Raw genomic sequence first — 21,410 nt, 5'->3', positions numbered from 1 at the left:
TTTAGCCGTGCGCCATGTTGACGAACTTGGAGTAGTGCAGCTGGTGCGCCACCTTCACCGTGTCGATCGGGCCGCCACGGTGCTTGGCCAGGATGATATCCGCCTCACCGGCGCGGGGATCATCGCGGTCTTGTGAGTCTGGGCGGTAGAGCAGCATAACCATATCGGCGTCCTGCTCAAGCGAGCCGGATTCACGCAGATCCGCCAGCTGCGGCTTCTTATCGGTACGGGATTCTGGACCACGGTTCAGCTGCGAAATCGCGATGAGCGGAACTTCCAGCTCCTTGGCCAACAGCTTGAGCTGGCGCGAGAACTCCGAAACCTCTTGCTGGCGGGACTCCACCTTTTTGCCTGAAGACATCAGCTGCATATAGTCCAGCACAATGAGGTCTAGACCGTGCTGCTGCTTGAGGCGGCGGGCCTTCGAGCGAATTTCCATCATGGTGAGGTTCGGGGAATCATCGATGAACAGAGGCGCATCCTGGATGCGGTTGAGGGTGTCATCGATCTTGGCCCAATCCTCCGTGGACACGCGGCCACCGCGCATATCCGACAGCTTCACTTCCGCCTCCGCAGACAACAGGCGCATGACGATCTCTGAGGCAGACATCTCCAGGGAGAAGACCACGGAGGTCTTGTTATGCTGCAGTGATGCCGAGCGCATGAAGTCCATGGCCAGCGTGGACTTACCAACGCCAGGGCGGGCGGCGACGATGATCATCTGGCCGGCACGCAGACCATTGGTCAGGTTATCGAGGTCGATGAAACCGGTGGGCACGCCGGACTCCACGCCGTTTTGTTGCAGGGCGGCGAGTTCATCAATGGTGGGATCGATGAGATCACTCAGCGCACGGTAATCCTCGGTCGTTTTCTTCTGCGCGACAGCGAAAACTTCCTGCTGGGCGCGGTCCAGCACGGACTCAATCTCCATGTCTTCGGAGCCTTGGAAGCCGAGTTGGACGACTCTTGTTCCAGCGTCCACCAGCTTGCGCAGCACCGCCTTCTCCGCGACAATCTCCGCGTAATAGCGGGCGTTGGCAGCGGTTGGCACCGTGGCCAACAGGGTATGCAGGTAGGGCGCACCGCCAACGCGCTCGAGGTTGTTATATCGATCGAGTCGGGCCGCCACAATCACCGCATCAATGTCGGTGCCTGCGGCATAAAGGTCAATCATGGCCTGGTAGATGAGCGTGTGCGCAGGATAGTAAAAATCCTCCGGCTCCAGCTCTTCAATGACCTCCATGACCGTGTTCGGGCTCAGGAGCATAGCACCAAGGACGCCTTGTTCTGCCTCACGGTCCGCGGGCGGCTGACGGAATTCGCCGTAACGCTTAGGCTCCTCCTGCCGGTAGGAGCGGCGGGGTTCCTCCTCTACCGGCTCCGGTGGTGGTGGAACCTGGTCATCATCAAAACTGGCATTAGTCATTGCTCATTAATCCCACCGTTCATTAATCCCACCCTGGCCGTGTGCCTGAAATTCTCACTCTTCTCCGCGCCGGACGGCCAGGCTTCGATGCAGTGCCGAGCGGCAACCGCGCGTTGTACACAACAGTCTAGCTGAGGGTCAAGACACTACCCCTTGGGCATAACTCCCATAGTTATCCACAGAGACCTGTGGAATTCCCAGGTCAGCAAAGACATGGTGTGCAAAGACAGAGGTCAGGGCTGTGGATAACTTGGCAGCGCTGTGACCTGCGATGATTATTTCCACTGGTCAGGATAGGTTTTTCCTAGTGTGAAAATCCGCACAAAACCGGTGGAAAAGTAGGCCCCCCAACTGAATATCGCCCCTACCAGCGGGTTAACACCGTGCGCCGTGAGTAAATTCACCGTTAACTCACCACCGAGTTATCCACAGGTAATGCGAGTTATCCACAGTTTGAGTCTTTCCCCAAATCTCTATCCCCAAAAGCCCACAAAACGGCCTAAGGCCGTGCTTCCTCTCACCACCTCACATAGTGGGAGGAGCACGGCCTCAAGCCTTGCTGTTGTCTTAAGGTCACGTCCTGCGTACCGGCGCCGCGCCTCACACGCGGGCGGACGGAGGGTGACCGTCGTGCGCCTTAGTTCTTAGGCAGCGACGACCGAGAAGTTCACCTTGCCGATAACGTCAGCGTGCAGCTTCAGCTCGACTTGGTAGTTGCCGGTCTTCTTGACCAGGCCCTTGGGAAGCACAACAATGCGCTTGTCCAGCTTCGGGCCGCCAGCGGCGGCAACGGCGTTCACGATGTCCTCTGCGGACACGGAGCCGAAGAGCTTGCCGGACTCGGAGGTCTTCACCGGGACGTTAACGTCCTTGAGCTCCTCCAGCTGGGTACGGATCTCGCGTGCATGGTCCAGGTCGCGGATTGCGCGAGCTTCCTGGGCGCGCTTGATGCCCTCGATCTGCTTCTCAGCACCGCGGGTGGCAACGATAGCCAGGCCGCGCGGAAGCAGGTAGTTACGTCCGTAGCCGTCCTTAACCTCTACAATTTCGCCGGGGGCGCCGAGGTTCTCAACGGCAGCGGTGAGGATCAGCTTCATGATCCCTGCCTTTCAATTGAGTTAAATGAATACTTGCGTGACAGTTTTAGAACGGGGGTTCTGCATCCGCACCACCAAAGCTTCCTGCTTGGGGTGCCGAATTCCACGGATCGTTGCTCGGAGCCGACTGCTGGGACTGCTGCGGGGCAGAGGACTGGGACTGGTTTCCAGAGAAACCACCCTGGTTTCCGGAGAAACCGCCTTGGTTGCCACCGCTGTAGTTAGCACCACCCTGCTGCTGGCCGCCATAGTTGCCGCCGCCGTTGCCGGACTTGCGGTTAACCTGGGCGGTTGCATAACGCAGGGACGGGCCGACCTCATCGACCTCAATCTCAAAAACAGTGCGGTTCTCGCCCTCACGAGTCTGGTAAGAGCGCTGGCGCAAACGGCCATTAACGATAACGCGCATGCCCTTGGTCAGGGTCTCCGCAACGTTTTCTGCGGCTTGGCGCCACACGTTGCAGGTGAGGAACATGGCCTCGCCATCCTCCCACTGGGAAGTCTGCTGATTATAGCGACGCGGGGTGGAGGCAACACGGAAATTCGCTACTGCGGCACCCGCCGGGGTGAAGCGCAGTTCCGGGTCAGCAACGATATTGCCGACAACCGTGATGTTGGTATCTCCCTGAGCCATGTCTTTACTCCTTAATATCGGTTACGTGGATTGCTCGAAACCCAGTATCCGCTATTTGCTGTCGGTGCGCAGAACCTTGGTACGCAGGATGGAGTCGTTCAGGTTCAGACGGCGATCGAACTCGAGAACGGAGTGGGATTCACACTCCAGCTCCACGACTGCGTAGATGCCCTCTTCCTTCTTGTTGATCGGGTATGCAAGACGGCGCTTGCCCCACACGTCAACCTTTTCGACTTTGCCGCCATCCTTGCGGATTGCCTCGAGGAACTTGTCTAGGGACGGGGTTACGGTGCGCTCATCCTGATTAGGATCCAGAATGATCATGACTTCGTAGTGACGCACGGACCTCATCACCTCCTATGGTCTAGTAATTGGTATCGGCCATATCACCTTTGCGGATATGACAGGAGGGTCTGTTGCGTCAAGCAACCCTCACACAGTACCGCACTGACCGGCGGAAAAGGAAATCCCCTATCTCCTCGGCCGCATCTAGTGTGTCGCCGCGACAAAGATCGCCGAACCAGCAGGAATCACAGTGAGGAACAAGAGAGCCAGCAGCCCCAGCACAATGGGCCAGGTGCGGTCTTGAGAGCGTTGAAACAGGTAATAGGCGCTCAACACGCAGATAAAACCCAGCGTGATGGAGATGATGCCCAGGATCGTCATAGTCATAGCGCAAAATCCCCCGCCAATGGATCCCTACCGCCGTGCGCCGCACGGACCTTATCTTCCGCTTTGCCCCACATCTGACGGATGATCAGCACACCGATGGCAATGATGAAGCCATCACGAGTAATCACGGCGATATCCAGCATCTCGTGCGGCAGGCCCTTATTCTCAGCCCCAAGCATGTGCCAGGTAAGGATGGGCCAGAGGAGGGCGTCGGCAAGCGCCCAGCTAAAGATGAGGCGCCAACGTGGCAGGGCCAAAAGTGCCGGTACGACGAGCCACAGTGAGTACTGCGGCGACCACACTTTGTTGAAGATCAGGAAGGCCATGATGATGAGATAGATCATCTCAGCTACCCGTGGCGCACGCGGCGTAGTAAGCCCCACAATGGCGATGGCAGCGCAGCACGCCAGGAAGGCCACGAGGGAGAAGGTGTTGAGGAATTCGGCTTCGAAGCCCACGCCCGTCACGCGACTCAACAGCGCATAGATCGTGGTCCACTCCGCACCGCGCTCTTGATTGAGCCTGAAGAACTCGCCCCACGCTTCGGGGTAGGCCAGTGCCACGGGAAGGTTCACCACGAGCCACGTGGCAATGGTGGCGACCAGCATCTTGAAGAAAGGTGCCCACCGTTTATGGCGGATGGCCAACACTAAAAACGCACCCAGGATAAACAGGGGCCACAATTTAAAGGCCGTGCCAAGGCCGATGAGGATACCGGCAAGCCAATTCTTGCGCTTCGTCACTGCGACTAGCGCACCCACCATGAAGGCCACCGACGGAATGTCCCAGTTTGTAAAAGCGTGAATAACCACGAGCGGGCTGGCCGCCATGAGGATGGTGTCCCATGCCCGGTTCCCCGTGAGCTGAAAAACCATCACCACGGTGCCGACCCACACGAGAGACATGATGAACGCGGTCAGTCCGAAGTACCAGCTGACATCTGCCATCCCAAGCCACTCGACGGCCGGATAGGTGGTGCGCGCCAGCCACCCGACGGCTCCCTGGAAGAGGCCGGCCAGTACTGGGTACTCCATGTAGCGGGTGAGATCGCCCTCAACCCAGGAATAGGCATAGGGGAAGCCCGGCTGATCGAGTCCGCGCCCACCATAGAGAGGGACGATGTCGTTATAGCAAAAGGCCGTGTATTGGCGGTTGCCATCCCAGTTCAGGCTGATGAGGCCATCCTCGCCCCGGCGACTACCCGCACAGGTTGCCTTACTCAAAAACCCAAACGCCAAAAACGTCCACGCCAGGGTGATAACCACGCGCAAGGGTGTCCACCACCCAGCATAAGCCGAACGAGCAAAGCGCCCCGTCGGCCCACCCAGGGCGTCGACCGCGTTATGGGTCATAGACTCAGATGAGAGAGACACGATCCGCGAAGTAGTGTGATAGCTCACCGGGCGATCAATCTCCTATTGACCAAGTAATTGGTCGAGTCCATCTCCGTTGAGAATGTCATCAAGTGAAGGGACCTCGGGCTCTGCGGGTTCGGCCGGTTGCTCAGGCTGGGCCGGCTGCGCCGGGGCATCACCATGCCCCTCGTCATGGTGTTGGCCTTCCTCTGGTTTTGCCTCGCCCTCGCCCTCAGCGGCTTCGCCCTCCGGGCTTGCCGGGGTCTGGTCCCACGTCGTGGTCTGGCTCGGGTCATAGACATAGCCCGAACCCCAACTGCCGACGCCGTAGTTGATCGGATAGGCCTGCGGGAAGGTCTGCTGCTCGACGTTAGCCAGAGAAGTGTCCAAGATGGACTTCCAGATCTTCGTCGGTGCGTCCGAGCCGTACATGATGCCGCCCCACTGATTGAAAATCGCGGAGGTGTTGTCGGCCGTGCCTACCCACACTGCTGTAGCCAGCTGGGGCGTGGAACCGACCATCCACGCATCTTTGTTCTGACCGGTGTCACCCAGCTGCGTGGTACCAGTCTTAGACGCAGACGGGCGCCCGCCAGCTAGCGCGCCATTCGACCATGCGGCAATTGGCTGCATCGCGGAGATCACGTTGTTGGCCACGTTGGCGGAGACACGGCGTTCACCGCCGTCGGTCGGGTTCTCGTAGAGGACTTCGCCGGCAGCGTTTTCTACCTTTTCCACGAAGTGCGGCTGATGCCATATGCCTTGGTTGGTCAAGGTGGCCATTGCCGTCGCTATATCGAGCGGACGCGACTGGTACTGGCCCAGCACGATGCCCTCGTACGGCGTTCCACCATTTTCAGTGAGGGTCTTTTCAATCCCCGGAAGACTGCGCGGCACGCCCAACGCATGCGCCATATCCGCGGTGTCCTGCGTCTTGTTTTCCAAGTCATCCTGGAGGCGCAGGAAGGACGTGTTATAAGAATTCTTCATTGCCTCAGCGATGGAGCAGCTACCGCAGCCGGCACCCACGTCGTTGGTCACGAGCTGCGATCCAGGCAGCTGGTAGGGCGCCGAGGAGTAATAAGTATTGAGATCGATGCCCTGCTGGAGCGCTGCGGCCAGGGTCATAATCTTGAAGGTTGAACCTGTCTGCAGCGGGGAATTGGCATAATCCCAGCCGCCAGAATCATCGCCGCCATAGTAGCCGCGCACGGCACCCGTAGCCGGGTCAATGGTGACCGCCGCTGCACGTGCATCTTCCTGCAGCACTCCCAGCTCTGCATGAGCAGCATCCGTCGACGCATTCTGGACGGTCATATCAATGGTTGTCGTCACCTTCAGGCCACCAGTGGCCAGCTGATCCTCGGTGATGCCCACACGGGACAGCTCATCGATGACCTGGTTCTTGATGTGGCCATAAGCGCCTGGCGCTTCGGTGTAAGCGGAATACTCAGACGGATCGCGAGTTTCCGGGAAGACCAACTGATCGCGTTCAGCCTGATCCAGGTCACCCATCTCAACGAGGCCATCCATGACGTAGTCCCAACGAGCATGAGAACGTTCCTCATCTACCCACGGATCAAGGACAGACGGTGACTGGATAACGCCCGCGAGCAGCGCGCCTTCTTCCTTCGTGAGGTCCTTGGCGTCCTTATTGAAGTAGGCATTGGAGGCAGCCTCGATGCCGTAGGCATTGCGGCCGAAATAGACGGTGTTGAGGTAGGCGTTCAGGATGTCCTCTTTGGCCCACTCATTGGTCATCTTCACCGAATAGATGAGCTCACGGATCTTGCGGACGTAGGAATACTCGTCACCAACTAGGGTGTTTTTCACGTATTGCTGGGTGATGGTGGAACCACCACCGGCGGTGCTATCACCCGTGAGCTTGCCCAAGACGGCGCGGCCCAGACCAGTAAAGGAGAAGCCCGAGTTGGTCCAGAACTCACGGTCCTCGGCAGCGAGGACCGAGTCCTCCACATAATCCGGGATCTCTTCCAACGTCACCTGACGGCGGTTGCCTTCCGGCGGAACGAGCTTGGCCAGTTGAGTTTCACCATCGCCGGCGACGATGGTGGAGATCTGGCTCGGCTGCAGCTCCTTGGGCCCGGGGACGTCGTATTGCGTATACGCGTAGCCGAAGAGCAGGGCAGGAATGCCCACTAGTACAAACAAAACAGCCAGCACGATCCACGGCCAGCGGCGTTTAGAGCTGGATGAATGTCGTGCGCTGCGCGAGGGGCTCTTCCGACGTTTACCGGCCTTTCGCCCAGAGGTTTCCTTCTCGGTCACTGATCCGTGTCCTCATCAATCCTGTACAGAAACTGTAAATATATGCAGCTTACCGGCGCGAACTGGGAAGCCAAAACTACCCTAGAGCATAGACCGTGGCGGCTCGAAGCAGATGATTCCAGCGGCACGCCGGACACACTTCCACGAAGTGCACGGTGAATTCGATTCCCTCGGCGGCTATCTCCGCGATTTCTGCTTCGCTCCGTGCGCTGCCTGCTCGGCGTTTCAAGGCATCTCCGTACACCCACCGAGTCAGCCGCATGTCCTCACCGCAGACTGGGCACGGCTTGTGCATGTCGACGCCGTGGTGCTTCGCCGCGGCACGAAGGAGAAAATCGGCATCGCATACCTCTTCGCGCCCGAGCTTCCCCGCACGAAGTTCACTCAGATGTTGCGCGCGCTCCCATTCATAGGAGACCTCATTGCGGTAGGCCACGGCTGGCTTTGCCTTTGCCGACTCTGCCTTAGACGGAGAATTCACGCCGGACAGTGTAGTGCCGGCGACGCCAACAATCTAGAGCGCCGCTAAACACTTCGTGATAGCAAACCTAATTTTTCAAATAACTAACTACCGAAGCGGGCGATCTCTAGCTACACTTACTTTCCATGAGTGAAGAAACTATTGAATCCCCGGTCCCCTATGAGGACGCCTTGGAAGTCGCCCGCCAGATCCAGCCGGCGCTCAACAAGCTCATGCTCATCTTCCAGCGCACCACGGAGGGCACGTCCCTGACAACGTCGCAGGTCTCCATCATGAACCAGCTGCGCATGCGCGGCCCCTCCCGTGTCAGTACTATCGCGCAAGCAGAACTCATCCGAATGCCCACCGCCTCCAATGCGCTATACCAATTGGAGCGTCAAGGCTTCGTGGAACGACACCGCGATGAAAAAGACCGCCGCGGCGTACTTGTCGCCCTTACCCAGCTTGGGGAATCCGAGCTGACAATCGTCTCCCGCCAGCGCGCGGCGGCTTTGGCTGAGATCCTACGCTGGCTCGACCCAGAGGATATCAAGGACGCTGACGCTTTGGTCAATCTCATCTCCAAGCTTGCCGATGTCTACCGTCCAATCATGGAAGGGAAATAGACCAAAAAGTGCCGGTAGAGCGGATTTTATTTTCCGGCATGAAGGGTCGATAATGAAGAAAACGACCCCGAACTTTTTATTGAATGGCTAAGAATTCTTCACACCCTGCGGAAGGGCCATGCTCCCCGGACGACCAGCTCCCTCCGCTCCGCGTCCTCGTGTCGTGGAGTCCTAGCTCCACCGGCACGGAGGCCATCGAGTTTGCCGCGTGGCTCGCACGTTCCACCTCCGTTCGGATTCGCGTGGTTTCAACCATTTCGCAGCCCCTCACCGTGACGTCGCTCAGCAAGCTCAGCGGTTCCTACAAGAAGTGGTTCAAGAAGGAACGCGCGACCTGCGAACGCGCTGTCAAGCAGGCCTTGAACGAAGCCGGGGTGGACAAGGAGCAGCTCGATAAGAATGTCTCCGTTCTCTTGGCAGGGCCCTCTCGCCCCCAGCTCTTGGAACAGGCGGCTAAGGACTTCAAGGCGAGCGTCATCCTCCTTGGAGCCAATCAATCCGCGCCGAAGGGCCGTTTCTTCTCGGGATCTACTGCCGACGCGCTTCTACACTACTCGCCCCTCCCCGTGGGGCTCATCCCGCGTGGTATCAAGCTGTCCAAGCACGGCGTCACCCGCATCAATTTCGCCTTTACGGACTTGGGCAATGCCGACGACCCCGCCCTGCTGCATGCCGCATGCATTGCGCAGCGCGGCGGAATCCCCCTGCGTATCCTGGCGTTTTCCGCCAAGGGGCTGGTCGACGTCCCCCTCGAATATTCTCCGACCTTTCCCCCCGATGCACCGAATTGGCGTGAGCACTCGCTCTCACTGTTGGACCGCGCCCACGATCTCATCGCGGAGACCTACCCGGAGGTATCGGTCACGACGGCCATCGGCAGTGGCCATGGCTGGTCCGGCGCGGTGGATTCACTGAAGTGGAAGAAGGGCGACCTGCTCTGCTTGGGTTCCGCTCCCATGGGGCCCATCGAACGCGTCTTCATTGGCAGCACCGCCACCGAGTTGCTTCCCCACTTGGGCGTTCCAGTACTGGTCTGTCCCAGTACCTACGATAAAGAAGCACGTTAGACTGACAAACCATGGCAGCCGAGCACCCCGAAAACGATCTCACGTCCGACGCGGACTATACGAACCTGCCTCGCCCAGAGCCCCGCAGCTTTGACGAGCTTGCCGACGAACCCGATCCCCTCACCGTCGCCGAGGCCAACCGCCGTTCCTCGCGCCAAGCGCTGTGGTTTATGATTTTCATCCTCGTCGGTTCGGCGCTCTATGCGCTTCTCCTCGCGGGCCTCTTCAAGGTCGCCGGGACCACAACCAATTGCCTCCAGGCCGAATACGCCGCTTGGCTCTGCACGAGGACCCAGCGCACCGTGTTCGCCACGACGACGCTAATCATCCCGTTCATTGGCATGATCGGCTGCGCAGTCATCATGGTGCGCAAGCTCAAAGCCTACGTGCGCTGGCGCGGCTGGATGGCCATCTTCTGGGTCATGGCCGGCAACTTCATGATCTGGTGCATCAACGATATCCAGATCCTGCTGGCCCCGGTGCTCGAAAACTAACCCTGCGCTTGGGCGGCAGCCACCTCGGCGCAATCCGGCCGGCCGCAGTGCTGCGTTTCCACGTGCTGGATGCAGTCATCGCAGATGAGCACCTGCTTGCGGCACGTGTCCTCATTAATACAGTTATGGAAGGTATTCGTCCCCTTCCCACAATGCACGCAGTGGCCGAGCTGAATAAAGCCCGGATCCTCTAAGCCCTGGCCAAACTCGTGATGCATGCGCTTGTCAAAGACGTACATCGAGCCTTCCCACAGGCCATCGTTGCCGTACTTCTCGCCATAGCGGACGATGCCGCCGTCAATTTGATAAACCTCGTTAAAGCCTCGGTTCTTCATTAAGGCGGAGAGGATCTCGCAACGAATGCCACCCGTGCAGTAGGAAACCACGGGCTTATCCTTCATCCAGTCATATTTGCCGGATTCAAGTTCAGCAATGAAGTCGTGGGTCGTGCGCACGTCCGGCACCACGGCATTCTTGAATTTGCCGATTTCCGCCTCCATGGCGTTGCGCCCGTCGAAGAAGACGACCTCCTCGCCGCGCTCCTCCACCAGCTTGTTGACCTCTTCGGGCTTGAGGTGGACACCACCACCGATGACGCCGTTTTCATCCACTTTGAGCTCGCCCGGCGCGCCGAAGGCCACGATTTCATCGCGGACCTTGACCGAGAGGCGCGGAAAGTCTTCCGCGCTACCCTCGGACCACTTGAACTCCATCTTCTTAAATCCCGGGTACTCACGGGTTTCGCGCACATAGCGCTTGCACGCATCCATGTCCCCGCCCACGGTGCCGTTAATACCGTGCTCCGAGATGAGGATGCGGCCCTTGAGCCCGAGCTTCTCGCACAGGGATCGCTGCCACAGCATGATCGCGGTGGGGTCCTCGATGGGAGTAAAGCAGTAGTAGAGGAGAATCTTGCCAATAGTCACGCCCGCAAGTCTAGGCCTGCTAGTGGCAAGATCCCCAATCTTTTGGGCCCAGCACTACAACCGCTTTTAAGCCAAAGCCCCAGACCTCGATCCCGAAACTCCCAGGTGGGCAGGTGGGCGTCGGCAAGCGCTTGGCGACGCCCACCTGCAGGTTGCGGGTTTTAGGTCTGGGGAAATGCCTTACGTGGTGGCGCTTTCAGTCAACGTCCGGCGAGTGGGATTTAACGCTTCTGGTACAGCGCGCTCTTGCGGGCAAAGACCGGATCGGAGGTCACCAGGACGCCCAGGTTGCGGAAGATGCCCTCATCCACCGAACCCAAGATGGTGGTGGTGTGAACATCGCAGCCTTGAAGCTCCTTCAGTGCATCGAGCGCGCGGCGGGCATTCTCGTCCTTCGCCGCCGATACCGACAAGGCAATGAGCACCTCGTCGGTGTGCAGGCGCGGGTTCTGTGAACCCAGGTGCTTTGTCTTCAACGTCTGGATGGGCTCGATGGATTCCGGGGACAACAAGTGCAGGTCATCATCAATGCCAGCGAGGTGCTTGAGTGCATTGAGCAGCGCGGCTGCGGAGCAGCCCAGCAACGGGGAGGTGCGGCCGGTGATGATGGTGCCGTCGTGAAGCTGCAGCGCGGCTGCCGGGCCGTCGGTCTCCTCCGCTTTCTCACGCGCTGGGAGCACAACCGGACGGTCGGTGGACTTGATGCCGGCCTTCGCCATGACTACGGCCGCGCGCTCAGACTGCGTGGTGTCGAGGCCGTTGCGGGCTTCCTCCACCAAAGTCTTGAAGTAGCGGCGGATGATCTCCTGCTGGGAGGCTTCGCGGCAGACTTCGTCATCGGTGATGCAAAAGCCCACCATGTTCACGCCCATGTCCGTCGGGGACTGGTAGGGCACGGTGCCGGTCAGTCGCTCCAGCAGGGACTTGAGCAGCGGGAAAGCCTCGACATCACGGTTGTAGTTCACCGTGGATTCGCCGTGCGCGGAGAGGTGGAAGTGGTCGATGACGTTGGCGTCGTTGAGATCCACCGTCGCGGCCTCGTACGCAAGGTTCACCGGGTGATCGAGTGGCAGATTCCAGATGGGGAAGGTCTCGAACTTGGCGTAGCCCGCTGGCACACCGCGCAGATTTTCGTGGTAGACCTGCGACAACGCGGTGGCCAGCTTGCCGGAGCCAGGCCCCGGCGCGGTGACCACGACGAGGTCCCTAGAGGTTTCCACGTAGTCGTTCTTGCCCAGGCCATCCTCGGAGACAATGAGGTCGATGTTGGCGGGGTAGCCCGGAATGATGCGGTGGCGCGCCACGGTGAGCCCCAAACGCTCAAGGCGCTCGATGAAGGCCTCCGCCTGGCTATTGCCATCCTCGAGCTGGGTCATGACAATGTTATTGACCAGGAAGCCGCGGTCCCGGAAGACGTCGACAAGCCGCAGCACATCATCTTCGTAGAGGATACCCAGGTCACCGCGCATCTTCTGGCGCTCGATGTCCTTGGCGTTGATGCAGACGAGGATTTCTACGTCATCCTTGATGCGCTCGAGCATCGCAATCTTGTTATCCGGGGTGAAACCGGGCAGCACGCGGGAGGCGTGCATGTCATCGAAAAGCTTGCCGCCCATCTCAAGGTAGAGCTTCCCGCCGATTTCTTTGCGCCGAGCGTTAATATGCTCCGACTGCAGTTCAATATATTTTTCACGATCAAAACCGAGCGCGCGCCCCATAGTATTTAGGCCCTTCCGTTCAACGGGTAGTACCCGAAAAGTCTACAGCAGCATAGCCCCCGCGTAGACTTCCTGACATGCCTGAGGGACACGTTATTCACCGCCTTGCCCGCACACTCAATGCGGATTTCCGTAACAAGCCGCTAGCCGTGAGCAGCCCCCAAGGCCGGTTCGCTGCGGAGGCCGCGCTTGTCAGCGCCTCACCCCTCTTACTCGCCGAAGCCTTTGGCAAGCATCTCTTTCTCCACTTCGATGCGGATAACCCGCGTCACGTTATCTATATCCATTTAGGCCTCATTGGCTCCCTGCGCTTTGAGCCTTCTGCCGATGTGTGGGGGCAAATCCGGCTGCGCATTGATAACGGAACGACAGCCGCGAACCTGCGCGGCCCGCAGTTCTGCACGCTCATCACCGAGGATGAGTACCAGGCCAAGGTGGCGAAGGTGGGCCAGGATCCACTCCGGAAGGACGCCGACCCCGATGCCCTATGGGCCCGCGTGCATGCTTCAAAGCGCAGCATCGGTGCCATGCTCATGGACCAGGGCCTATTCGCTGGGGTGGGCAATATCTACCGCGCAGAAGCCCTTTTCCGCCAAGGGCTCTCCCCCTTCATTCCGGGCAACCAGCTCGACCGTGCGGAGTTTGACGCGATCTGGTCTGACCTGGTCGATCTCATGAACTACGGCGTCGAGCACGGCCGCATCGATACGGTCCGCGATGCCCATACCCCGGAGGCCATGGGCCGCGAGCCCCGCAAAGATGATCATGGCGGTGAGGTCTACGTCTACCGCCGCGCCGGGCAACCCTGCCACGTCTGCGACACCGAGATCCGGGAGCAGGTCATGCAGGGCCGCAACCTCTTTTGGTGCCCCACCTGCCAACCCGCGCGCTAGGGTGTGGGTTATGCGCCCTGCTTATACCGTTACCACTGTTCGTGCCGCTGAGAACCGACTGCTGGAACAACAGTCTCATGAGGATCAGCTCATGAAGCTGGCCGCCGCGGCAGTGGCAGAAACCGCGTGGGTGATGCTGGAGCAACAGCCTGGGACGGTGCTCATTCTCGCTGGCTCCGGCGGCAACGGCGGGGATGGGCTCTTTGCCGGGGCGGAGCTGGCCTCGCGCGGGGTTACGGTCCATGCCCTGGTTCCGGAACGCTGCCACGAGGAGGCCCTCGCTGCGTTCCGTGCCGCCGGTGGTACGGTCCTTTCTGCCGACGCGCTGCCTAACGGCAGCGCGCCCTCAGACAGCTCACTGGTAATCGATGCCATCGCTGGCCTCGGCTCCGCCCGGGGCTTAAGCGGCACCGCGCTCTCGCTCTACCGCAAGGCCACCGCTGCCGGGGCCGTAGTCTTGGCCGTCGACATGCCCACCGGCGTCGATGCCGACACGGGAGTCTGCGCTGCGGATGCCGTTAACGCCGATGTCACCGTCACCTTCGGCTCGCCGCGTCTCGGCCACGCGTTGGCCGCCGAATGCGGGCAGGTCGTGGTCTCTGATCTCTTCTTACCCGGCGCGTCCTCCTTCGCTGAGACCCTCGCCGAACTGGATAAACCCGCCGGCTTCATCGCGCACGAACCTTCCGTGCCGACGGCCTTTGCGTGGCAATCGGGCGAACTCGATCTTCCTGGCGGGCGCGCTTCCCGCCCCTGGCCGGTTGGCTGCACCGGCCCCATCGTTGATCCCACACCAGGCGCGCGCTCGGATAAGTATTCCGGGGGCGTCGTTGCTCTGGCTGCCGGCAGCGATACCTATCCGGGTGCTGGGATCCTCTGCGCCACCGCAGCGGTGCGTGCCACCCCCTCGATGGTGCGCTTCATCGGCGATAACTCGATCGCATCTCTGCTGCCCGAGCTGGTCTGCCATCCCGACGTGGCCTCCGCCGGACAGGCCCAAGCCTGGGTCGTGGGCCCCGGCCGCGGTACCGATACGGCGGCGGCCACCGAGTTGCGCACAATCCTGTCCCAGGGACTGCCCACCGTTATCGATGCCGACGCCCTCACGCTTCTGGCACGCAACACCTCCTTGCGCCAGACAGTCACCGAACACCCGATGATCATCCTCACCCCGCATGAAGGCGAGTTCCGCCGCCTCTACGAGGCCGCTTTCGGCTCTGCTCCCGATGCGGCCACCGGCTGGAGCCGCGCCCTCCACGAGCTAGCCGAGGAACTGGACAGCATCATCTTGCTCAAAGGCCGCCTGACCCGCATCACCGCGCCGGGCCAGCCGCTCTATTCCTTCAACGCCGGTCACTCCTTTGCCGCAACTCCCGGCTCCGGCGACGTGCTTTCCGGCATTCTGGGCGCGGTCATCGCCCAGCTTTCCGCCACCGCTTCCTCCCCGTCCCCCACCGAAATCATCACCGAAGTTCTCCACGCCGGGGCCATCCACGCGCATGCGGCAGCCATCGCGGCCGAGACCCCCGAGGGCTTCGCGCCCTGTTCTGCCTCCCAGATCGCCGCGGCCATCCCGCAGGCCATCGCGCGGCTCCTCAACGCCGAGCGCTAGCTCCGCCGCTGAGTACGTTTCGATCAAATAGCACCCCAAAAATACGACACGAAGATCTGGGGTCTTATTTGATCGATCCGTACCTGGCCGCCGCCGTCTTGGTACGTTTTCGCAACGAAGCCCTAGAATTTTGCGATTTCCGGGCCACTATCTACGAAAACGTACCGTGGCCCGGCGCAGGATCCCGGACGCAGTACCGACGGACTTGCGCATGAGCCCGCGCGGGCCGACCGCCACCGTGCCGCGGCGCAGCGAGGTGCTTTCCCACGGCCACGTCATCCCCGCCCATGCTGCCGCGACGGCAAGGGTCTCCACCACGATGTAACCGGGCCATGGGCCGAATAGGTTGATGATGGAGGGACTGCCCGGCGCGTGGTTAAGGAAACCATAGTTGCCGTCGGTCTTCGCATTGACCGCCATGGCCAGTGCCATCCACACGGGCGTGACCTTGACGGCGAAGCGGTACCCCTTCCAGGTGGGGCGGTAACCAAGACCAAAGGTTAGTGCCAGGGGCGCGGCAAGTGCCACGATGTGGAAAAACCAGTAGGTGGCAAACCGCAGCCAGCGCGGGGAAAAGTAGTAGATGACATCCGGGGTGATGATGGCCTGCGGGTTGAGGATGATGCCCCAGAAGTAGGTCAAGGTCAGGGCATGCTCGTTGCCAGTAATGAGGCCCAGCGCCAGGATCGGACGCAGCACGTCACACAGGTGCAAAGGCAAAGACTCACGGATATCGAATTGCTTCGGGTCTAAGGAGATGATCGTCCACGCAATACCCGCCACCAGCAAGGCCCAGCCCACCATCCGGCGGATGAAGGTCTCGCGGGAGGTTCCCTTGATCCTGCGGGCGGCAACAATAAAGACCCCGCAGGCCACCACGGTAATGCTCAACATGAGCGCATGCAGCGCAGTCCACTGCTGCATGCGCGGGTAGTCAGTTGGGCTTACTCGGGGCTTGCGGGGTCGAATCATAACGGGGTATTAATTTACCCCTTTGTATGAACATGTGAGAGATGAGGAGGTTCCTAGGCTGCTAGCTCGGAGTATTCGGAAAGCTTTCCGTCCTTGACTTCGACCACAGTGTCGGCATAGTCGAGCAAGCTGCGGTCGTGGGTAATGAACAGGGTTGCGGTATCGAAGTCCTCGGTAACACCGCGCAGGAGCTTGGCAATGTCGCGCGAGAGCTTGGAATCGAGGGCGGAGGTGGGCTCATCCGCAAGCAACACGGAAGGCTGGCCCATGAGAGCACGGGCAATGTTGACGCGCTGGCGCTGGCCGCCAGAAAGCTGGTTCATGCGGCGGTTCCCAAAGCCCTCCAAGCCCACGAAGCTGAGCAGCTCATCAGCACGATCCTGGCGCGGCTTGCGGCCCTCCATGTGGTCAATGATGAGCAGCTGTTCGCGCGCCGTCAGGGCGGCTAGCAGGTTTGCTTGCTGGAAGATGAGCCCTCGGGAGCCAGTTCGCTCCACGGTGCCGGAGTCCGGCTCAATGAGGCCGGCGGCTACGGAAAGCAGGGTCGACTTGCCGGACCCAGACTCACCGATGACGGCGGTGAGCTCGCCCGGCTTGACGTCGAGGCTGACATTATCCAGCGCCGTGACGCGGGACTCACCATCCGGGTAGGTCACCACGACATCGCGAAGGGACAGTGCAGGGGAAGAAGCGGTGGTAGTCATTAGGCGTTGCCTCCTAGGGCGTCAAGCGGATTGATTTTGGATACGCGGCGGGTGGCAAGAAAGGCACCGGCAATGCCGAGCAGCCAGATACCGAGTGCGGGGACGATGACGGTCACGGCGGAGACCTCGAAGGGCACAGCGCCCTGGGCGGCAAGGCCCAGCAGCCAGCCGACGAGCGCGCCGACCCCCACGCCAATCGCCAGGATGATGGCGGCCTGCGCGATGGCATCCTTGAGCAGGTACTTCACGCTGGCGCCAAGGGCACGCAGGATGGACAGGTCACGGGTGCGCTGGATGGTCCAGATGCTCAGGAAAGCGATAGTGACCAGCGCGGAAATACCGTAGAGGAAGGCTTGCATGGTCAGCAGCGAACCGCGCTCCGAGCTATAAGCCGGAAGACCGGACAGGGCCTTGCCCATAGACACGGAGGTGTCGGTCGGCTCCGGGGACAGCACGGCTACGCCCACCATGTCCTCAGGAGAATGGGAGACCTGCTGCCAGGTTTCGGTAGAGACCCACACCACCGGGGAGTGGGAGTAGTACTCATCCTCAACCACCGCGGTGACGTCCAAATCCACACCGCCGAGGGTGCCCCGGGAGGGCGCGTTCATCTCTTCATCGATGGATTGGCTCAAGACCATGCCTTCCTCCGGAATCACGGTGCTGGAGCCAGGAATCTGGGTACCTTCGGGCAGGCCGAAGACCGCCACGCCGCCGTGGCCCTCCAGCTTGGTCTGCGAAGTACCCAGCGGAATACCAGAGGCAGGCACATCCTCGGCAAAGATCTCCGACTCGGTGAAGGAGGGATCTTCCGTCGAAAAGGTCACGTTCGGAGTCTGCTCCCCGAGTGCCTCAAGGGCGGAAGTATTCTGCTTGGACAGGCCTTGGGTCAGGCCGGACAACATAACGAGCAACAACGTAATTAGAGCCACGACGCCGCCGATCAGGAAGAACCGACCGCGGGCGGTGACTATCTCTCTTAATGCCAGGAACATACTATTAATCCTGCGTGTGCGTGCGCTGAAAGTAATCGGGTAGCCAGTTGAACCTCCACTCAACCAGTTGGTTGATTCGCCCTCGACCAGCCAGCGGATAAGCTGGACTGCCGTGATGATGAGCAACAAACTGTGGACCGTGGGACTGCACACCATGTTCGGTTTTCTCCTCGTGTTTGGAGTGCTGCGCGCATGGGCCGATGGCCGTCTCGACGCCCGCGCCCTCGGCCTCTCCATCGCACTCGCAGTGGTCTACACGGGGTTTGCCATCTTCGGTTCCCGCACCATCACCCGCCCCGTCCCCACCACGCTGTGGCTCGCCGCTCTGTGCCTGCTGTGGATCGGGCTTATGGTGCACGCCCAAGACTTCATGTGGCTCGAGTTCCCGCTGGTCTTCGTCTTTATCCATGCGCTTCCCTTCTGGCCGGGAATCGTCGCCAGCGTGGTGCTGTGGGCCGTCGCCGCCTTCGTCCCCGCGTGGATCCACCCGCAATTCTGGACCGCGGCCGCGGCCATCGGGCCGTTCATTGGCACCTGTTTCGCCGTGGCCGTCTACCACGCCGCCCGCCGGGTTCAGGCGGAGGCGGCGCACCACGCGGCCGTCGCCAAGCAGCTGCGTGAGACCCAGGAGGAGCTGGCCGCCAGTGAGCACCAAGCCGGGCGCCTTGAGGAACGGGAGCGGCTCTCCCGCGAAATCCACGACACCGTGGCACAGGGGCTGTCCTCCATCGTCCTGCTCAGCCGCGCCGCCAAGAACACGTCCGCGCAACAGGACGTGACCGAGCAGCTCGCACTCATTGAAAAGGTGGCCCAGGATAATCTGGCCGAGGCCCGGCGCTTCGTCAAAGAGCTCGCAGCCCCTGCCTCCTCCCTCGACGCGGAACTGCGCTCCCTCGTGGATGAGCTCCAAGCCCAAGCCAAGGGCCTGGGGCTACGCACCCGCTTCGGGCTCAAGCTCACTGGCAGTGCGGACGTCCCCACCGAGTTTTCCCACGTCATCTTGCGCGCCGCGCGGGAAGGGCTGACCAACGTCATGAAACACGCCGATGCCGACAAGGCCGTGGTCACCCTCGGCTCTTTCGAGGATGGAATCATCCTCGATGTCGTCGATGACGGCCGCGGCATCGAAGGGCCACGTGGCTTCGGGTTAACCGGCCTGGAGCAGCGTGTTCGCAGCGTCGGCGGCAGCGTCCAGGTAGAATCTTCACCCGCCGGCACCGCGCTCGCGGTGCGAATCCCAACAGGAAGCAGCAGCAATGGTCAACGTGATGCTCATCGATGATCACCCCGTGGTCCGCGCCGGGCTGCGCGCGATTCTTAACGCCTTCCCCGACATCGAGGTGGTACTGGAAGGCTCCGACGGCTCGACCGTCGAGCAGCTGACGGATGCTGATGTTCCCCACATCGATGTGGTTGTCTGCGATATTCAGATGCCAGACGTCGATGGCATCGCCGCCACCCGGCGCGTGCGCGAGCTCGATGGGCCACCGGTGCTCATCCTCACCACCTATGACACACAGGCGGATATTCTGGCCGCCGTGGAGGCCGGCGCATTAGGCTATCTGCTCAAGGACGCCCCCGAAGAAACGCTTCACACCGCGGTGCTCGACACGGCCGCGGGCAAGCGCACCTTGGCCCCTGAGGTCACCAACCTCCTAGCGGAGCGCTTGGCGCAACCGGAGACCGCGCTGTCCGCGCGCGAGCTGGAGATCCTGCAGGCGCTGTCCACAGGCGCTTCCAACAAGCAAATTGCCCAGCAGCTCTTCATCTCCGAGGCCACGGTCAAGACCCACTTGATCCACGTCTATCAAAAGCTGGGCGTAGAAACCCGCACGGCGGCCGTCTCCGCTGCCCGCGAACGAAAGCTCATCCAATAAATGTGTACTTACGATTGCATCGTGGTGGGTGGCGGCCAATCTGGCCTGGCCACGGGCTACTACTTGCGCCGTCAGAAGCTCGATTTCCTCATCCTCGATGCCAACTCCTCCCCCGGCGGGGCCTGGCAGCACGTGTGGGACTCACTCACGCTCTTTAGCGATGCCCAATCCTCCACGCTGCCCGGCTGGCCCATGCCTTCTTACCCGGGTTTCCCGCCGGCTTCCCACGTGGTGAACTACCTCACCCGCTATGAGCAGCGCTATGACCTACCGGTCCGGCACGGGGTGGCGGTGGAGCGCGTGCTTGACGACGACCCCTTCTTCCGCCTTCTCACCACTCACGGTGAGTTCCGCTCCCGCACCGTCGTGGCCGCGACGGGCACGTGGTCCGCGCCGTTCATCCCCTTCTACCCCGGTGAGTTTCAAGGGCGCCAGTGGCACACGGCAAGCTACCCCGGCCCTGCGCCGTTTCTCCCCGGAACGCAGCCAGAAACCCAGCGCGTCGCCGTCGTGGGCGCAGGCAACTCGGGAGCCCAAATCGCCGCCGAGCTTGCCTTGAAAGGCGTGGACACCACGTGGTTTACCACGCATCCGCCGCGGTGGATGCCGGATGACGTGGATGGCCGCGTGCTCTTTAGCCGCAACCGGCAGCGTATGCTCGCCTTAGCAAAGGGGGAGCCCGATCCCGGATCGGAGTCGGAGCTCGGCGATATCGTCATGGTTCCGCCCGTCCTCAAGGCCCGGGATAGCGGGCTGTTGGGCACTACCCCGATGTTCGATTCCCTCGATGAACTCACCGAGCAGGGCTTCAGCGACCTCATCTGGGCCACCGGCTTCCGCCCAGCGCTACGCCCGTTCCCTGGGCTGTTGGCAGAAGGAAAGCCCACGGTGGAAGGTTTCTTCCCCGTGGGCTATGGCTCGTGGACTGGTCCGGGCTCAGCCACGATTACTGGTGTGTCACCCTATGCGCGGCAGGTAGCAGGGGACGTCGCCAAGCTCGTTCGCTCTACCCACTAGGCGCTACAACGCCACCATGGCGAGGAGCACCACCGCTGCCAGCGCAAGGAGAAAACCTAGGCGGCGCAGGATCTTCATCTGTTCTTCGCGCCCCATACGCGCCATGAGTGCGGCGCCGAAAACAGAGCCCACGGTGTTGTAGAGAAGGTCATCGACATCGCTAAAGCCCAGGGCAAAGATGTACTGGGCGCTTTCAATGCAGAGGCTGACTACGAGGCCGATCAGCATCGCCCCGCCCAGGCCCCAGCGAATCCTGGCACGGTCGCGCCCGGCCACGTAGATCGCCGCGCCCAGCGGCATGAAAAGAGCGATGTTTCCTATCAGATCGGTCCACGCGCCGTACCACACGGAGGCGTTCTCAAAACCACCAAAGAGCTGTGTATTAACCTGGCGTACCGCATGTGCGGAACCATCCACCACGCCGGGGATATCCATAAAGGGTTTGCCCACCGTCGCCAACATCACGACCACCAAGGACAGGGCCGTGACCAGGAAGGAATCACGACGCAGGTGCGGATATGAATCCGGCGCGGGCCGCAGCCTATTGCGCGGGTGTTGAGCTTCTATCCCAGTCAT

22 protein-coding genes are annotated in these 21,410 nt (G+C 61.0%); 8 read left to right on the top strand and 14 right to left on the bottom strand.

Annotation, left to right across the window (positions count from 1 at the left end; translation table 11 throughout):
• Window position 1: 1 nt before the first annotated feature.
• From dnaB to HMPREF3147_RS03865, 8 genes are all read right to left on the bottom strand, one after another.
• Window positions 2-1,426, bottom strand: coding sequence for a replicative DNA helicase (gene dnaB, locus HMPREF3147_RS03900; protein WP_010187892.1), 1,425 nt, complete (start codon window positions 1,424-1,426; stop codon window positions 2-4).
• 644 nt (window positions 1,427-2,070) lie between these two features.
• Window positions 2,071-2,523 carry a 50S ribosomal protein L9 gene (gene rplI / locus HMPREF3147_RS03895; RefSeq protein ID WP_010187895.1) on the bottom strand — a complete coding sequence of 151 codons (453 nt, stop codon included), beginning with the start codon at window positions 2,521-2,523 and terminating at the stop codon, window positions 2,071-2,073.
• Window positions 2,524-2,569: 46 nt separating this feature from the next.
• Window positions 2,570-3,157 (bottom strand): single-stranded DNA-binding protein, encoded by a 588-nt coding sequence (locus HMPREF3147_RS03890; protein WP_070444711.1) that lies wholly within the window; start codon window positions 3,155-3,157, stop codon window positions 2,570-2,572.
• Window positions 3,158-3,208: 51 nt separating this feature from the next.
• The gene (gene rpsF, locus HMPREF3147_RS03885) at window positions 3,209-3,499 is read right to left on the bottom strand and encodes a 30S ribosomal protein S6 (protein WP_210384564.1); all 291 of its coding nucleotides are present in this window, start codon (window positions 3,497-3,499) and stop codon (window positions 3,209-3,211) included.
• A 147-nt stretch (window positions 3,500-3,646) separates the two neighbouring features.
• Window positions 3,647-3,829, bottom strand: coding sequence for a hypothetical protein (locus HMPREF3147_RS03880; RefSeq protein WP_010187901.1), 183 nt, complete (start codon window positions 3,827-3,829; stop codon window positions 3,647-3,649).
• On the bottom strand, window positions 3,826-5,181 hold the full coding sequence (locus HMPREF3147_RS03875; RefSeq protein ID WP_141740709.1) for a glycosyltransferase family 87 protein: 1,356 nt from the start codon (window positions 5,179-5,181) through the stop codon (window positions 3,826-3,828). Before HMPREF3147_RS03875 ends, HMPREF3147_RS03880 begins: the two co-directional genes overlap by 4 nt.
• A 63-nt stretch (window positions 5,182-5,244) precedes the next feature.
• The gene (locus tag HMPREF3147_RS03870) at window positions 5,245-7,473 is read right to left on the bottom strand and encodes a transglycosylase domain-containing protein (protein WP_070444706.1); all 2,229 of its coding nucleotides are present in this window, start codon (window positions 7,471-7,473) and stop codon (window positions 5,245-5,247) included.
• A 76-nt stretch (window positions 7,474-7,549) separates the two neighbouring features.
• On the bottom strand, window positions 7,550-7,909 hold the full coding sequence (locus HMPREF3147_RS03865; RefSeq protein ID WP_070444704.1) for a DUF5318 family protein: 360 nt from the start codon (window positions 7,907-7,909) through the stop codon (window positions 7,550-7,552).
• 170 nt (window positions 7,910-8,079) lie between these two features.
• Here HMPREF3147_RS03865 and HMPREF3147_RS03860 point away from each other — a divergent pair, with 170 nt between their 5' ends.
• The 3 genes from HMPREF3147_RS03860 (at window position 8,080) to HMPREF3147_RS03850 (ending at window position 10,120) form a co-directional block, all read left to right on the top strand.
• Window positions 8,080-8,559, top strand: a complete 480-nt coding sequence (locus tag HMPREF3147_RS03860; protein ID WP_070444702.1) for a MarR family winged helix-turn-helix transcriptional regulator — start codon at window positions 8,080-8,082, stop codon at window positions 8,557-8,559.
• An 83-nt stretch (window positions 8,560-8,642) separates the two neighbouring features.
• A complete protein-coding gene (locus tag HMPREF3147_RS03855; protein WP_070444700.1) occupies window positions 8,643-9,626 on the top strand; it encodes a universal stress protein in 984 nt (327 codons plus the stop codon).
• A gap of 11 nt (window positions 9,627-9,637) precedes the next feature.
• Entirely contained in the window at window positions 9,638-10,120 is a 483-nt protein-coding gene (locus tag HMPREF3147_RS03850; RefSeq protein WP_070444698.1) for a hypothetical protein, read from the top strand.
• On the opposite strand, the gene HMPREF3147_RS03845 is transcribed toward HMPREF3147_RS03850, so the two are convergent.
• Window positions 10,117-11,046, bottom strand: a complete 930-nt coding sequence (locus HMPREF3147_RS03845) for an oxygen-dependent tRNA uridine(34) hydroxylase TrhO (protein WP_070444696.1) — start codon at window positions 11,044-11,046, stop codon at window positions 10,117-10,119. The genes HMPREF3147_RS03850 and HMPREF3147_RS03845 overlap by 4 nt on opposite strands.
• Window positions 11,047-11,267: 221 nt before the next feature.
• Window positions 11,268-12,764: a DUF1846 domain-containing protein gene (locus HMPREF3147_RS03840; protein WP_070444695.1), complete on the bottom strand. Its 1,497-nt coding sequence runs from the start codon at window positions 12,762-12,764 to the stop codon at window positions 11,268-11,270.
• A 77-nt stretch (window positions 12,765-12,841) separates the two neighbouring features.
• Here HMPREF3147_RS03840 and HMPREF3147_RS03835 point away from each other — a divergent pair, with 77 nt between their 5' ends.
• A complete protein-coding gene (locus HMPREF3147_RS03835) occupies window positions 12,842-13,657 on the top strand; it encodes an Fpg/Nei family DNA glycosylase (RefSeq protein ID WP_070444693.1) in 816 nt (271 codons plus the stop codon).
• 10 nt (window positions 13,658-13,667) lie between these two features.
• A complete protein-coding gene (locus HMPREF3147_RS03830) occupies window positions 13,668-15,269 on the top strand; it encodes an NAD(P)H-hydrate epimerase (protein WP_070444692.1) in 1,602 nt (533 codons plus the stop codon).
• A 147-nt stretch (window positions 15,270-15,416) separates the two neighbouring features.
• Here HMPREF3147_RS03830 and HMPREF3147_RS03825 read toward each other — a convergent pair whose 3' ends face one another.
• Genes HMPREF3147_RS03825 through HMPREF3147_RS03815 form a run of 3 tightly spaced genes read right to left on the bottom strand, consistent with a single transcriptional unit; the run spans window position 15,417 to window position 17,940 of the window.
• Complete coding sequence (locus HMPREF3147_RS03825) at window positions 15,417-16,241, bottom strand: YwaF family protein (protein ID WP_070444690.1); 825 nt, start codon at window positions 16,239-16,241, stop codon at window positions 15,417-15,419.
• A gap of 53 nt (window positions 16,242-16,294) precedes the next feature.
• Window positions 16,295-16,945 (bottom strand): ABC transporter ATP-binding protein, encoded by a 651-nt coding sequence (locus HMPREF3147_RS03820; RefSeq protein ID WP_070444688.1) that lies wholly within the window; start codon window positions 16,943-16,945, stop codon window positions 16,295-16,297.
• Window positions 16,945-17,940: an ABC transporter permease gene (locus HMPREF3147_RS03815; protein ID WP_070444686.1), complete on the bottom strand. Its 996-nt coding sequence runs from the start codon at window positions 17,938-17,940 to the stop codon at window positions 16,945-16,947. Before HMPREF3147_RS03815 ends, HMPREF3147_RS03820 begins: the two co-directional genes overlap by 1 nt.
• A 115-nt stretch (window positions 17,941-18,055) precedes the next feature.
• Here HMPREF3147_RS03815 and HMPREF3147_RS03810 point away from each other — a divergent pair, with 115 nt between their 5' ends.
• Genes HMPREF3147_RS03810 through HMPREF3147_RS03800 form a run of 3 tightly spaced genes read left to right on the top strand, consistent with a single transcriptional unit; the run spans window position 18,056 to window position 20,834 of the window.
• A complete protein-coding gene (locus HMPREF3147_RS03810) occupies window positions 18,056-19,222 on the top strand; it encodes a histidine kinase (protein WP_070444684.1) in 1,167 nt (388 codons plus the stop codon).
• Window positions 19,197-19,817 carry a response regulator gene (locus HMPREF3147_RS03805; protein WP_070444682.1) on the top strand — a complete coding sequence of 207 codons (621 nt, stop codon included), beginning with the start codon at window positions 19,197-19,199 and terminating at the stop codon, window positions 19,815-19,817. Before HMPREF3147_RS03810 ends, HMPREF3147_RS03805 begins: the two co-directional genes overlap by 26 nt.
• On the top strand, window positions 19,818-20,834 hold the full coding sequence (locus tag HMPREF3147_RS03800) for an NAD(P)-binding domain-containing protein (RefSeq protein ID WP_070444680.1): 1,017 nt from the start codon (window positions 19,818-19,820) through the stop codon (window positions 20,832-20,834).
• A 3-nt stretch (window positions 20,835-20,837) separates the two neighbouring features.
• Here HMPREF3147_RS03800 and HMPREF3147_RS03795 read toward each other — a convergent pair whose 3' ends face one another.
• Window positions 20,838-21,410, bottom strand: coding sequence for a VanZ family protein (locus HMPREF3147_RS03795; protein ID WP_070444679.1), 573 nt, complete (start codon window positions 21,408-21,410; stop codon window positions 20,838-20,840).

It is taken from the genome of Corynebacterium sp. HMSC05D03 (assembly GCF_001807205.1).
GTDB classification, from domain to species: Bacteria; Actinomycetota; Actinomycetes; order Mycobacteriales; family Mycobacteriaceae; genus Corynebacterium; species Corynebacterium aurimucosum.
This window is presented reverse-complemented; position numbering and strand designations above follow the sequence as displayed.